Origin of the sequence: Corynebacterium tuberculostearicum (assembly GCF_022347235.1) — a bacterium.
Lineage (GTDB): Bacteria > Actinomycetota > Actinomycetes > Mycobacteriales > Mycobacteriaceae > Corynebacterium > Corynebacterium tuberculostearicum_F.
The window spans coordinates 17,858-31,684 of the sequence record NZ_JAKRDX010000009.1; the positions used below are offsets into that span (position 1 = coordinate 17,858).

Genomic DNA, 13,827 nt, shown 5'->3' on the forward strand with positions numbered 1-13,827 from the left:
TTCAAGCCACAGGCGAGCTATTGCCTGACTGTCAGCCGAGCTAATACGCCTGCGGCGCTTGCGCGGCAAGTCCAACTCACCAGCAAGCCGATAAGCCACCGACCGCGGTAAACCAACCACACCAGCAGCCGCCCGTATTGAACTACCAGCCCGAACCAACGACGCAAACCGCGCCACGACAACAGAATCCGGAACCCATTTCGACTCCACACAATCACCCAACCCATGTCAGGTGTTTCCACGACCGCTAGAAATCAAGTCTAGGTAAGGCAATACGAAACCCCCAGCGTCAATGACGTCGCTGGGGGTTGGCTGAGCCTAGTGCTTAGGAGGCGTTTTCTACGCGCTCCTTCAGGGCATGGAACTGGTCCCATACCTCGGACGGCACGCGGGAGCCCAGGAAGTTGAGGTAGCTAGCGTTATCTTGCATATCGCCTTCCCAGTCCTTCGGGTTGACGGCGAGAGCAGCGCGCACATCCTCGATATCGAAGTCGATGCCCTCGAGGTCGATGTCCTCGGCGCGAGCGGTGTGACCTACGACGGTTTCCTCGGCCTCAACGTTGCCCTCAATGCGGTCAATGATCCACTTGAGCACGCGGGAGTTCTCGCCGAAGCCCGGCCACAGGAAGCGGCCGTCGTCGCCACGGCGGAACCAGTTAACTAGGAAGATAGACGGCATGCGGTCGCCGCCCTTTTCACCCATATCGATCCAGTGCTGCAGGTAGTCACCGGCGTTGTAGCCGATGAACGGAAGCATAGCCATCGGGTCGTGGCGCAGGGTGCCGACACTGCCCTCTGCTGCAGCGGTCTGGCCGGAAGCCAGCAGGGCACCGATCATGGTGCCGTGGTTCCAGTCAAAGGCCTGGGTTACCAGCGGAACGGTGGTCTTGCGGCGGCCGCCGAAGAGGATGGCGTCGATCTTCACACCCTGCCAGTCGTCGTACTCCGGAGCGGCGCTCGGGCACTGGGAAATCGGCACGCAGTAACGGGAGTTCGGGTGCGCAGCCTTAGTGGAGGAGGACGGAGTCCAATCCTGACCGGTCCAGTCGATGAGGTGCTCCGGCGCCTCCTTGGACATCTCCTCCCACCAGACATCGCCGTCGTCGGTAAGCGCAACGTTGGTGAAGATGGTGTTGCCCGGCTCCATGGTCTGCATGGCAATCGGGTTGGAACCGTAGTTGGTGCCAGGGGCCACGCCGAAGAAGCCATTTTCCGGGTTAACTGCGTAAAGGCCGTCCTCGCGCAGGTGCAGCCAGGCAATATCGTCACCGACGACCTCGGCCTTCCAGCCCGGAATGGTCGGGGTAATCATAGCCAGGTTGGTCTTGCCGCATGCCGAAGGGAAAGCGGCCGCAACGTGGTACTTCTTGCCCTCTGGGTTGGTGAGCTTCAGGATGAGCATGTGCTCTGCCATCCAGCCCTCTTCCTTGGCCATGACAGAAGCGATGCGCAGCGCGTAGCACTTCTTTGCCAGGATAGCGTTGCCGCCGTAGCCAGAACCGTAGGACCAGATTTCCTTGGTCTCCGGGAACTGGGTGATGTACTTGGTGTCATTGCACGGCCACGCCACATCTTCCTGGCCCGGCTCCAGCGGAGCACCCACGGAGTGCAGGGCGTGGACGAAATCGCCGTCGGTACCAATCTTGTCCAAGGCTTCCGCACCCATACGGGTCATGATGCGCATGGAGAGCACCACATAAGCGGAGTCAGTCAGCTGCACGCCCAGCTTTGGTTCCGGATCGCTAATAGGGCCCATGCAGAAGGGAACCACGTACATGGTGCGACCCTTCATGGAACCACGGAATGCCTCCGTCATCTCTTCCTTCATCGCAGCTGGCGGCGCCCAGTTATTGGTCGGGCCGGCGCCTTCTTCATTCTCGGTACAGATGAAGGTGCGGGATTCCACACGGGCAACGTCGGAAGGATTGGAGCGAGCCAGGTAGGAATTAGGACGCTTTTCCTCATTCAGCTTGATAAGCGTGCCCTTTTCCACCAGCTCTGCGGCCAAACGGTCAGCCTCGTCCTGGGAGCCGTCTACAAAGACCACCTGGTCCGGCTGGAAAAGCTCAACATTCTCGCTGATCCAGCCGATAAGCTTTTCGTTTTTAGTCGGCAGCTCTCCGACGAGCCCTGGGATAGTGGCGGTCATTAGTAATTCTCCTGAGGGTGGGTGTGAAAATTGGGGAAATAAATCCCCAACTGTGCCTTCCACCTCAAGATTAACGTGCTTGTCCGAATAATTTGCGCAGATTTTGTCACACCGGTTATATCCACCGCGTTTACCAGAACTTCACCAAGCGCAACCACAGATACTGTGTTAAAAATCGCCTTTTCCCATCCCCCTGTCTGGGGGTCTATTCCCCTCCCTAGCGGCAACCAAAACGATAATCTTCCACCCCCAACCGGGCCCACTGGTTATACCAGGATTGGCTTCGCCACACGTGATCCCCGGCGCGGCGTATTGCTTGGCAAGGCTAAGCAGGGAAAAATAGGCCGCAATGAATAACACAGATAACTCTCAAAACACCCGCGCTGGAGAAATGCCTCCAGGGCGCCCGCCACAGACCGATTTCAATGCCGTATTCGACAACGAGCTTGACTACCCACGCCTGGGCAACGTCACCTTCCGCCGCGGCACGCTGACCGAAAATCAGCATGAGCTTTTTGAAAAGCGCTGGCCAGAACTAGGCCGCACGCTGGAAGACGAGGTCATTGACCTCGATGCCTGGTTTGGCCGCAGCGGCGCCAAGACCATCGTGGAAATCGGATCCGGTACCGGCACCTCTACCGCCGCCATGGCGCCGAAGGAGGCCGATACCAATATCATCGCCGTCGAGCTCTACAAGCCGGGCCTGGCCAAGCTACTGGGCCAGATCGAGCGCGAGGGCATCGACAATATCCGCATGATTCGCGGCGATGGCATCGAGGTCATGGTGCGCATGTTTGCGCCGGAATCCCTTGATGGCATCCGCGTCTTCTTCCCGGATCCCTGGCCAAAGGCCCGTCACCACAAGCGCCGCATCATCCAGTCGGGCACACTCAACCTTTTTGCGTCCCGCCTAAAGAAGGGCGGCGTGCTGCACGTTGCTACCGACCACGCCGGATACGCCGAGTGGATCGATGAACTTGTGGACGTAGAGCCGAGCCTGGATTACAAGGGCTGGCCATGGCCAGAGTGCCCGCAGTTGGTGGATCGTCAGGTCATCACCAAGTTTGAGGGCAAGGGCCTAGATAAAGAACACGTCATCACGGAGTATCTCTGGGAGAAGAAATAAATGAGCACCTACCTACTTGTCTGGGATGCGCCCAATATGGACATGGGCCTGGGCTCCCTGCTCGGCGGCCGCCCCACCGCCGCACACCGCCCGCGCTTCGACGCCATCGGCCGCTGGCTGGTACACCTTGCCCAGGACGTTGATGCGGAGCCGCGCGCCGATGTCTTTACTAATGTCACCCCGGGCGGCGCCGATGTCATCCGCCCATGGGTAGAAGCCATCCGCAACGTGGGCTTCGGCGTTTTTGCCAAGCCCAAGATCCACGAAGACGACGACGTGGATCCGGATATGCTCGACCACATCGAAAGCCTCCGTGAGGATCTAGCCGGCGTGATTGTGGCTTCCGCCGATGGCCAGAATTTCCAGGAACCTTTGGAAGAGCTCATCGCGGAAGGCCTTCCGGTGACGGTCCTCGGTTTCCATGAGCATGCTGCATGGGCCGTAGGCCACGCGGATATCAATTTTGTGGACCTGGAAGATATCGAGGGTGTATTCCGCGAGCCGCTACCGCGCGTGAACCTGGATAACCTGCCCGAGGGTGGTGCATGGCTGCAGCCATTCCGTCCCCTGGCTGCGCTGCTTAATAACCGCTAGGAGGCTGCCCCAATGTTTGAAAAATGGGGACGTTTTTCCTATGCGCACCGCCGGCTCATCCCCGCCGTCATCGTCGCCGCCATCCTTGCGCTCTTCATCGGCTTTGGCTTGCAGCTCGATGACCGCATGAGCCAGGAGGGCTGGGAGGATCCCAATGCGGCGTCGACAAGCGCAGCGCAGATCGAGCAGGAAGCATTCGGCCGCGATAACTCCGGCGATGTCATCTTGCTCTTCCACTCCCCCGATGAGAACTTCGACGCCGCCAAGCAGCACTTGGCGCAGTTGAAATCGGAGTATCCGGACCAGATTGACTCGGTGACCAGTTACTTCGACACGAAGAACCCGAACCTGGTCAATGCTGATCATTCGCTAGCCTTCGCCGCCATCGGGCTGAAAGGCGATGATGAGCAGACGCTGAAGGATTTCCGCGCCATCGAAGGCGCGCTTACGGATACCACCGCACCGGTGGAGATTGCGGGTGCCACCGCGGTTGCTGATGCCCTGGATGAGGGAATGTCCCACGATATTTCCCGCGCCGAAAAGGCCGCCCTGCCACTGGTAGGCATCCTCCTGCTGGTGGTCTTCGGCTCGGTGGTTGCGGCCTGCATGCCGCTGGTGGTCGGTGGCCTCTCCATCTTGGGCTCTTTGGGAATCCTGTCCATCCTGGCCGGCTTCTCGCAGGTCAATGTCTTTGCCCAGGCCGTCGTCACGCTCCTGGGACTCGGCCTAGCCATCGATTACGGCCTCTTTATGGTTTCGCGCTTCCGCGAAGAGCTGGATAAGGGCCGATCCACCGAGGAGGCCGTGGCCACCACCACCGCAACCGCCGGCCAAACCGTGGTTTTCTCCGCGGCCATGGTCGCCGTTGCGCTTTCCGGCCTCTTCCTCTTCCCCCAGGCCTTCTTGAAATCCGTGGCCTATGGCTCCATTTCTGCGGTCGGCTTAGCCGCGCTCCTTTCCGTCACCGTGCTGCCGTCCATTTTTGGCATGCTCGGCCCCAAGATCGATACCTGGTCCGTGCGCCGTACCTCGCGGACGGCACGCACCATTCAGGACACCTGGTGGTATAAGCTTCCGCGCTGGGCCATGCGCCATGCCCGCGGGCTGACCATCGCCGTATGCGGCCTGCTCATCGCGCTTACCCTGCCCGTCATGAGCATCACCTTTGGCGGCATCAACGAGTCCTACCTGCCGCCTGACCAGGACACCCGCGTGGCCCAGGATAAGTTCAACGAGGAGTTCCCCGCCTTCCGTACGGAGCCGGTCAAGCTCGTGGTGGAAGATGCCTCGAACCAGCAGCTTGTCGACGTCGTCATGCAAGTCCGCGGCCTCGACGGCCTCACCGAGCCCATGGCGCCGACGACCGCCACCAAGGACGGCACAACTGTCCTTTCCGCCGGCATTGAAGACCGCGATGATTACGCGAAGATCGTGCACGAGCTGGAAAAGGTCAAGGCCCCTGAGGGCGTGAACCTCTACGTGGGCGGTACTCCCGCCATGGAGGTGGAGTCCCTCGATGCGCTCTTCCACACGCTGCCGTGGATGGCGCTCTACGTGGTGCTGGCTACATTCCTGCTCATGGCTCTGGTCTTCGGCTCCTTTGTACTGCCGCTCAAGGCCATTGTGATGACGTTGCTGACCTTGGGCGCAACGCTGGGCATCCTGACGTTGATGTTTGTTGCCGGCTTGGGCTCGGACATCCTCAACTTCACGCCCGGCCCGCTCATGAGCCCGATTTTGGTGCTCATCATCGCCATTGTCTACGGCCTGTCCACCGATTACGAGGTCTTTTTGGTCTCCCGCATGGTGGAGGCCCGCCGGCGCGGCGCTTCCACCGACGAGTCCATTGCGGCCGGCACCGCGCATACCGGCGGCATTATTACCGCGGCGGCGCTCATCATGATCGTGGTCTCCGGCGCGTTCGGCTTCTCCGATATCGTGATGATGAAATACATTGCCTACGGCATGATTTTTGCCCTGCTTATCGACGCCACCATTGTCCGCATGCTCCTCGTCCCGGCCGTCATGCACTTGCTGCGCGAAGATAACTGGTGGGCCCCTAGCTGGCTGCGCCACGCCACCACCACCTTGACCGGCGGTGCGACCCACCGCGGCAAGACTGTTCCCTTCACTGAGCTCAAACAACGCCTCGAAGGGGGTAAGTAAGTGAAGAATTGGCTGCGCCTTATCGCCTCGCTCATCGTCCTGCTGGTCTTGGTTTATGTCTTCCGCGATGAGCTAGACTTCCTGCGCGAAGGCTTCTCGCGGCTTTCTCATTCCAACCCAGCCGCGATAGCACTCGTGGTCATCGCCTCCATCGTGGCGGTACTCGCCATGGGCGAGGTCATGCGCCTGCTCATTCGCGCCGGCGGCATCAAGGTACCGGCCTCAGAAACCGCAGCACTAACGTTGGCCGCTAATGCCTGGTCCACCACTCTTCCGGCCGGCCCAGCTTTTTCCGCCATCCTCACCTTCTACGTGCAGCGCACGTGGGGCGCGTCCGTCATGTTGTGTGGCTGGTTCTTCGTGCTGTCCTCTGCCATTTCTACGATGTGGCTCGTGCTCATCGGCTTGGGCGGCGTGCTCTTCCTCAACGCGGATATGGCGCTCTGGTCCCTCATCGGCACCTTGGTGCTCATGCTGGCGCTTTCTGGCGGCCTGTTCTGGCTGACCAATCATCCGGATACCATCATGCGCTGGCTCAACCGCCAAAAGCTCATTAAGGGCTCCAAGCGCGAAGCCCTCGTGGACCAGGTCAAGAATCTGGAGGAAGTTCACCTTACCCGCCGCCAATTCGGTTGGGTCTCCTTCTACTCTTTGGCCAACCGCCTGATCGACATGGTCTCGCTATGGGGCTGCGTGTGGGCCGTTACCGGCCACCTGCCCGCCCTGCACGCTGGCGAGGACACCACGACGATGGCCGGCGTGGCGCTGGCCTATCTCACCGCTAAGCTTGCCGGCTCTGCTCAGGTCACGCCGGCCGGCCTCGGAACGGTGGAAGCCGCCATCATCGCCACTCTGGTGGCCACGGGCATGACCGCGGTGGACGCTACCGGCGCGGCCATCATCTACCGCCTCATCTCCTTTGCCTTGATCACCATCATTGGCTGGGTAATCTACTTCTGGCACTATGCCCGCAAGGGCATTACCTACGCCGCCTTGAACCGAAAGGAAAACGCATGAGAATCGCCCCCGTAATCGATATCATCGCCCTGATGCTCTTCGCCGTGGCTGCCCGCCTCGCCCACGGCGGCTTGAGCTTTTCCACCTGGGTAGATGCCTTTTGGCCCTGGGCCGTAGGCGCGCTTATCGGCTGGGTCATCATCCTGGCTACCAAAGCGCACGGCAAGTGGAAGGAAGGCGGCATCGTCTGGCTGAGCACCGTCGTGGGCGGCATGGCCCTGTGGATGCTGGTCAACGGCCGCTTGCCGCACTGGAGCTTCCTCATCGTAGCGACGGTGATGTCCGCACTATTTTTCTTTGGCTGGCGGCTTTTCGCCCGCAAATAAAAAAGAAGGAGGGTTTAACCCTCCTTCTTTTTTGCTCCACTTACTTGGAACTTACCTGAATGCCTGCCTGATTCAGAATATCGACCACGAAACCAATGATCTCGCTGACGATGTCCACAGCGCTAGACAGAATCATAGATAACTCCTTCACTAGGATTAGCTCTTTATATGCTATCCAAGCACAAGGCATTACATCGGGGCAATAGTGTGCTTCTTCGGCAGATCGCTTTCCTGCTTGGTGGCCAGTTGGCGCAGTGCCTGACGGAGCGCCAACCGGGACTGATTCGGCTGAATCATCGCGTCTAGATAGCCGCGCTCGGCCGCGACATAAGGAGCGGTCATGGTCTCATCGTAGAAGTCCATGAACATCTTCTTGGTCATCTCACGCTGCTCAGGGGTCTCGGCGGCCTCGAGCTGCTTGCCGGCGATCATCACCACGGCAGCGGCCGCGCCCATCACGGCGATCTGCGCGGTCGGCCACGCCAGGTTGATATCGCCGGTCAGGTTCTTCGAGCCCATCACCGCATAGGCACCGCCGTAGGCTTTACGCACGATGAGCGAGACCTTCGGCACGGTGGCTTCCACCACGGCGAAGGCAAACTTGGCGCCGCGGTGGATAAGGCCCACCTTCTCCTGCTCCACGCCCGGCAGGTAGCCCGGGGTATCCACCACAAAGACCAGCGGAATATTGTAAGCATCGCAGATGCGGATGAAGCGCGCGCCCTTATCGGCGGCATCGGCATCAATGCAGCCCGCAAGGTGCATGGGGTTATTGGCCACAAAGCCAACGGTCTTGCCATCGATGCGACCGAAAGCGGTGATCATATTGGGCGCGAAGTTTTCTTGAATCTCAATGAGGTCCTCGTCATCGCCCAACTGGGTCAACAAGTCCATCATGTCGTAGCCAGCATTGGTGTCATCCGGCATGAAGGCATTGAGCTCTTCGTCTTCGGCCACTTCGGCGTCGGAAGGCGCAGCGAACTCCGGTGACTCATCAAAGCAGGTCAGCGGCAGGTGATCGAGGAGATCGCGGACCATATCAAAGGCGTCATCCTCGGAAGGGACGACCGCCGAGACGTTACCGTTGAGCTCCTGCTGGCGAGCACCGCCCAGCTCAGCGGAGGTAATATCCTCACCGGTAACCTCACGGATGACGTTCGGGCCGGTGACATACATTTCCGCTTCCTCGTCCACGGCAATGACAAAGTCCGTGGTCACGGGAGCATAGACGGCGCCACCGGCGGACTTGCCCATCATGATGGAAATCTGCGGGCTACGGCCGGACAGCGGGAGCTGGCGGCGGGCGATCTCGGAGTACATGGCCAATGAGGTCACCGCATCCTGGATGCGGGCGCCGCCGGAATCCTGAATACCGATGACTGGGCAGCCAATCTTGATGGCCATGTCCATGACCTCGGTGACCTTCTTGCCAAAGGTCACGCCGACAGAGCCGCCGTAGACGGTTTTATCGTGGGCGTAGATACACACTGGGCGGCCGGAGATGCGGCCATAACCGGTGACCACGCCATCGGAATAAATGGCGTCAGGGTCACCTGGGGTCTTACCCAAGGAGCCGGTTTCGACGAAGGAACCCTCATCTAGCAATTCATCGATGCGTTGACGAGGCGTGGTGCGCCCAGCCTCGTCGCGGCGCTTGCGGGAGCGCTCACTGCCTGGGTCCTGCGCCTTGTCCAGACGCTCGCGCAGGTCAGCGAGTTTCTCAGCGGTTGTCTGCTTGGCCGCCACGTATCTTCTCCTCGATCCATTCGTCCATATGCTTGCCCACGATGCCGATGGCTGGCTCGTCTGGCACTGCAAGGTGATCGCCTTGCAGCTGCACAATTTCTAGATCCTTAACGATAACTCCCCAACCTCCGTCGGGATCAATCTCAGCGTAGCGCGGCTCCAGCTCAATCGCACCGTCGTGCATGCGCTCGGAACGGAAAAGCAGCACCGGCACCGTGACATCGGCCCAGCGATGGAAGTCAATCTTGGCCAGAATCTGGTTATCCACGAAGGAAGCGCGCTGGTGCTCCAGGACGCCGGCGGCAAGGCCGTGCTCGGAGGCGTCGGTAGTAGCGAGGAACTCCGCCAACATGGTCATGAGCGCATCTTCGCCCATGGTCTCAAGCATCTCGTACGGTGGCTCAAAATCCAGGCCGTAGGTCTTCTTCGCAAAGGCCGCGTAGCGCTCCCAGCGGGCACGGGTTTCTTCCGGGGTATCCGGCGCTGGGTTCGACGGCTGGGTGGTATCCAGCAGCGCGATGAACGCCACGTCCACCGAATCCTGGCCGCGCTGGGTGCGCTGATGCAGCTGGTAGGCCACCTCATAGGCTAGCGCGCCACCGAAAGACCACCCGCCGAGCACGACCTTGCGGCCGCGAGCGTAGTGCAGGATGTCCTCGATATAAGCCTCGGCGCGCTCCTCCAGCGAACCCTCGACGCGCTCTACGCCGTAGACTGCCACGTCCTCGGGCAGGCGGCGGGTTAGTGGCTGGTAGACCACAGTGGTGCCGCCGGCTGGGTGGAACATGAATACGGCCGGACCATCAGCCTCGCGCAGGACGCGGATATTGCCTTCTACCTCGGTCTCCAGTCCTTCGCGGACGAGGTCGGCCAAAGTCTCTAGCGCCTCGGCCTCGTGGACCTGCTGGGCGGTGACCTCGATGCCGGCACGCTCGGTGAGGCGCTCAGCAATCTGGGTGGCAACCTCATCGCTTACCTCGGGCAGTGCCGAAGTGACACCCGCCGCGGCCTTTCCGGTGAAGGTAGCCCAGGTGCCAAAGACCATGCGCTCCGAGGCATCGCGCGGGGCAACGCCGACGCCCTGGCCCGGCTCATCTTCTTCTGGCGCAGGGGTATCCGCAGAAGCAATCTCGCTGGTATCCACGCTGCCGCCGGCCACGGCCTCTTCCACCATGGCAATGACGTCTGCCAGGGAGGCGTCGCGAAGCGCTTGCACCTGCAGCGGCGGAATCTGGAAGTCATTTTCCACGCGGTTCTTAATGCGCATGCCCATCAGGGAATCCAGGCCCAAGTCAATGAGCGGCAGCTCGCGCGGCAGGTCAGAGACGTCGTAGCCCATGGATTCCGACACGATGAGTGCGAGGCGATCCTCCACGGTTTCCTCCGCGGGATCCCAGCGCACGGCATCAACCTCTGCGGTTGCTGCAGGCTCGCTTTCAGGCACATCGGCCACGCCCGGGATAGGCGCCGCGCCCAAGTCCAAGGCGGAGGCAAAGCCTTCCGCCAAAAGCTCGGTTTGTGCGCCACGGACGGCGTAGATGGCTACGGACATACCACCGATGGACTGGCTTACCACCGTGGTGACCTCACCGCGCGGTGGCAGGTCGGCGTGCTCCTCGGTGGCGATGATGCGCGCCCCAGGCTTGACGGCCTCGGCCGCCGCCTCCACGATGGCCAGCGCGGATGGCGCCTGGTCCGCATTGGTGGAGAAGGCAACCTTGCCCTCGGGCAGGTTGACGCGAGCGCCCGGCAGGCCGGAAACGCCGGCCGACGGACGCGCGTTGGTCCAGAAGCGCTGGCGGTTGAACTGGGTATAGGGCGCCTCTACGCGCGCACCCGAGCCAAAGACTGCGCCAAAATCTACCGGCATACCGGCGACATAGAGCTTGCTGAGCAGGTCCAGCAACGACTCGGTGGGATCCACCTTGCGCTTCAACGCATACAGCAGCTGGGCATCCGCCTTGCCCACGGCGAAGGCGGTGGACATGAGGCCCATCAGCGCCACCGGATTCGGCGAGATTTCTACCAGCTGGGTGTGGCCGGCGTTGAAGGCTGCCTCGGTGGCATCCTGCAGATAGACCGAGTGGCGGGTCATGCGCAGCCAATAGTCCTCATCGTGGACGGTGGTACCAGGGCGATAAACCTCGCCCTTATCCACGGAGGAAAACAGCGGGGTGTGCAGCGGCTTGGCCTCCATGCCGGCGATGGCTGCATGCAGCTCGCCCAGGATGGGGTCCACGGCCGAGGTATGCCCTGCTGCCTTCACATTGAGCGCACGGGCGAACTTGCCCTCACCGTCGAGCTTTTCCACCAGGTCCAGCACCTCTTGGCGCGGGCCGCCCACGGTGGTCATACCGGGTCCGGTATACACGGCGGGTTCGATATTGCCGTCGAGCGCGGCAATATCCTCGGCCGAGAGCTCTACGACGGCCATGGCTCCTTGCTCGGCATCGCTTAGCGACGCCTCACCCTCACCCATCAACCGCGCGCGGTGGCAGGCAATAACCATGGCGTCCTCTGCGGAGATGCCGCCTGCGGCATAGGCCGCGGCAATCTCGCCCATGGACATGCCCATCACGCCGGCCGGGCGCACGCCAAAGGAAGCGAACAGGTCCGTCAATGCAATCTGAATGGCGGTAATGGCCACCTGGGCGGTCTCGGTGTCATAGGTTTGGGCGTCGTCGTTGACGATATCCAGGATGGACCAGCCGGACTCAAAGTCCACGATGGCATCCAGCTCTTCCAGGCGGGCCTTGAACTGCGGCGAGATCGCAATCATGTCCTTCGCCATCTTGCGGTGCTGGGATCCAAAACCGGAGTAAACAAATACGGGCCCCGGGACCTGCGGGGAGTCCGCAGCGGCGATGCCAACAGAAACCTTGCCCTCAGCTACCTGGCGCAGGCGCTTGACTGCTTCCTCGGTGGAGCTAGCCATCACGACGGCGCGGGATCGGGAGTGGTTGCGGCGGGCGACGGTGCGGGCGACGTCGACAAGCGCGGGCTTTTCCGCCTCAATGAAGTCTGCCAACAGGGCCGCAGCGCGTGCCCGGTGCGAAGGCAAAAGACCAGAGACCGGCAACGCCACCGTGTCGGTGGAAAGCTGCGGCGCGCGTTCAGCCGGGGTGCCGCGGTAATCGGTGAGCACGACGTGCGCATTGGTGCCACCGAAACCAAAGCCGGATACGCCAGCGACCTTGTGGCCGGAGTACTCGGGCCACTCGCGCGGATCCTCGACTACCTCAAGGTGCTCGGCCTCGAAATCGATATAGCGATTCGGCGCCGAGTAATTGATATTGGCCGGAATCACGTCATTGCGCATGGCCTGGATGACCTTGATGAGGCCGACCACGCCCGCGGCGGATTCAGAGTGGCCGATATTGGTCTTGGCAGAGCCGAGCAAAATTGGAGTTTCGACCCCGCGGCCCGCACCGAGCACGCGGCCCAGGGCAGAGGCCTCGATCGGATCACCCAGAATGGTGCCGGTGCCGTGAGCTTCGATATAGTCCACGTCCTGCGGATTTACGCCCGCATCAGCATACGCGCGACGCAGCACATCCTCCTGTGCCTCCGGGTTCGGGGCGGTCAGGCCATTAGAGTGGCCATCGGAGTTGACGGCCGAGCCCTTGATGACGGCCAGGATATCGTCGCCGTCCGCTTCCGCGTCCTCCAAGCGCTTGAGCACGAGGACGCCGGCGGCGTCGGCACGCACGATGCCATCGGCGTCGTCCGAAAAGGCGTGAATGGCGCTCGTTGGAGAGGTAACGCCCAACTCCGAAAAGGCAGTGGACGCATGCGGGGCGGCCAGAATATTCACGCCGCCGGCCAGCGCCACGTCCGCGCTCCCCGTGCGCAAATCCTTCATCGCCTGGTTCACCGCCACGAGGGAGGAAGAGCACGCCGTATCCACGTTGATGGAAGGGCCGCGGAAATCCAGGGCGTAGGAAATGCGATTAGCAATCACGGCGGAAGAAATGCCGGTCAGCGCATACGGGTGCATCTCGGCGGAATCGGCACCGATGAGCATGCCGTAGTCATTATTGGTCGAGCCCATGTACACACCGGTCTGCGTTCCCCGCAGCTCATTGGCGGGAACACCAGCGTTTTCTAGCGCTTCCCACACCAGCTCCAAGAGGATGCGCTGCTGGGGATCCATATTGGCAGCCTCAAGTGGAGACAGGCCAAAAAATTCCGCATCAAAGGAGGCGATGTCTTCAAGGTAACCGCCATCGGTATTTTGCTGAGCGATCTTCTCGCTCATTACCGGATCGGCGGAGTATTCGGACCACCGACCCACTGGCAACGGGCCAGTGCCTGCGCGGGATTCCGCCAACATAGACCAGAACTCTTGGGCATTCTTGGCGCCCGGGAAGCATCCGGAAAGACCAATGACCGCAACGTCGGATCCCTGCGCGATCCGCGGGGCGCGCTCTTCCGGCTGGGGCGCCGCCGGTGCGTTCAGCAGGCGGTCCGCCAGCAGCTCGATGGTGGGATACTCATATGCCACGGTGGCATCGAGGCGGGTGCCCAGAAGGTTTTCCAGCTCGCCGGATAGCACTACAGCATCCCGCGAGGAGAGACCATAATTTTCCAAAGGCTTGGAATCTAGGATCTCTTCGGCGGAAACACCGGTGGCCTGGGCGACCCAGTCACGCAGCCATGCTCGCAGTTGCTCGATGGTCATAAAAAGGTCTTTCGTTACGGAA

The 13,827-nt window shown here is 61.2% G+C and carries 8 protein-coding genes; 5 read left to right on the top strand and 3 right to left on the bottom strand.

Annotated features, from left to right (window positions below; translation table 11 throughout):
• Positions 1-325: 325 nt before the first annotated feature.
• Complete coding sequence (locus MHK09_RS06315) at positions 326-2,149, bottom strand: phosphoenolpyruvate carboxykinase (GTP) (RefSeq protein WP_179387083.1); 1,824 nt, start codon at positions 2,147-2,149, stop codon at positions 326-328.
• A 349-nt stretch (positions 2,150-2,498) separates the two neighbouring features.
• Between MHK09_RS06315 and trmB the strand changes: the two genes are divergently transcribed.
• The 5 genes from trmB to MHK09_RS06340 are packed head-to-tail and all read left to right on the top strand — an operon-like array spanning position 2,499 to position 7,378.
• Positions 2,499-3,275: a tRNA (guanosine(46)-N7)-methyltransferase TrmB gene (gene trmB / locus MHK09_RS06320; protein ID WP_005325428.1), complete on the top strand. Its 777-nt coding sequence runs from the start codon at positions 2,499-2,501 to the stop codon at positions 3,273-3,275.
• Positions 3,276-3,869, top strand: coding sequence for an NYN domain-containing protein (locus MHK09_RS06325; RefSeq protein WP_005325427.1), 594 nt, complete (start codon positions 3,276-3,278; stop codon positions 3,867-3,869).
• Between the two features lie 12 nt (positions 3,870-3,881).
• Positions 3,882-6,035, top strand: a complete 2,154-nt coding sequence (locus tag MHK09_RS06330; protein WP_250413020.1) for an MMPL family transporter — start codon at positions 3,882-3,884, stop codon at positions 6,033-6,035.
• Complete coding sequence (locus MHK09_RS06335; RefSeq protein ID WP_250413021.1) at positions 6,036-7,052, top strand: lysylphosphatidylglycerol synthase transmembrane domain-containing protein; 1,017 nt, start codon at positions 6,036-6,038, stop codon at positions 7,050-7,052. It abuts the gene before it with no gap.
• Complete coding sequence (locus tag MHK09_RS06340) at positions 7,049-7,378, top strand: DUF3054 domain-containing protein (RefSeq protein WP_005325424.1); 330 nt, start codon at positions 7,049-7,051, stop codon at positions 7,376-7,378. The genes MHK09_RS06335 and MHK09_RS06340 overlap by 4 nt, the downstream gene beginning before the upstream one ends.
• 189 nt (positions 7,379-7,567) lie before the next feature.
• On the opposite strand, the gene MHK09_RS06345 is transcribed toward MHK09_RS06340, so the two are convergent.
• Both MHK09_RS06345 and MHK09_RS06350 read right to left on the bottom strand, forming a co-directional pair.
• Positions 7,568-9,124 (bottom strand): acyl-CoA carboxylase subunit beta, encoded by a 1,557-nt coding sequence (locus tag MHK09_RS06345; RefSeq protein ID WP_005325422.1) that lies wholly within the window; start codon positions 9,122-9,124, stop codon positions 7,568-7,570.
• Positions 9,099-13,805 (bottom strand): type I polyketide synthase, encoded by a 4,707-nt coding sequence (locus tag MHK09_RS06350; RefSeq protein WP_250413022.1) that lies wholly within the window; start codon positions 13,803-13,805, stop codon positions 9,099-9,101. Before MHK09_RS06350 ends, MHK09_RS06345 begins: the two co-directional genes overlap by 26 nt.
• Positions 13,806-13,827 lie beyond the last annotated feature (22 nt).

Excerpts from the sequence above, each read along its gene's own strand:
- MHK09_RS06315 (WP_179387083.1), bottom strand. The coding sequence starts at position 2,149 with ATGACCGCCACTATCCCAGGGCTCGTCGGAGAGCTGCCGACTAAAAAC.
- MHK09_RS06330 (WP_250413020.1), top strand. The coding sequence starts at position 3,882 with ATGTTTGAAAAATGGGGACGTTTTTCCTATGCGCACCGCCGGCTCATC.
- trmB (WP_005325428.1), top strand. The coding sequence starts at position 2,499 with ATGAATAACACAGATAACTCTCAAAACACCCGCGCTGGAGAAATGCCT.
- MHK09_RS06350 (WP_250413022.1), bottom strand. The coding sequence starts at position 13,805 with ATGACCATCGAGCAACTGCGAGCATGGCTGCGTGACTGGGTCGCCCAG.
- MHK09_RS06325 (WP_005325427.1), top strand. The coding sequence starts at position 3,276 with ATGAGCACCTACCTACTTGTCTGGGATGCGCCCAATATGGACATGGGC.
- MHK09_RS06340 (WP_005325424.1), top strand. The coding sequence starts at position 7,049 with ATGAGAATCGCCCCCGTAATCGATATCATCGCCCTGATGCTCTTCGCC.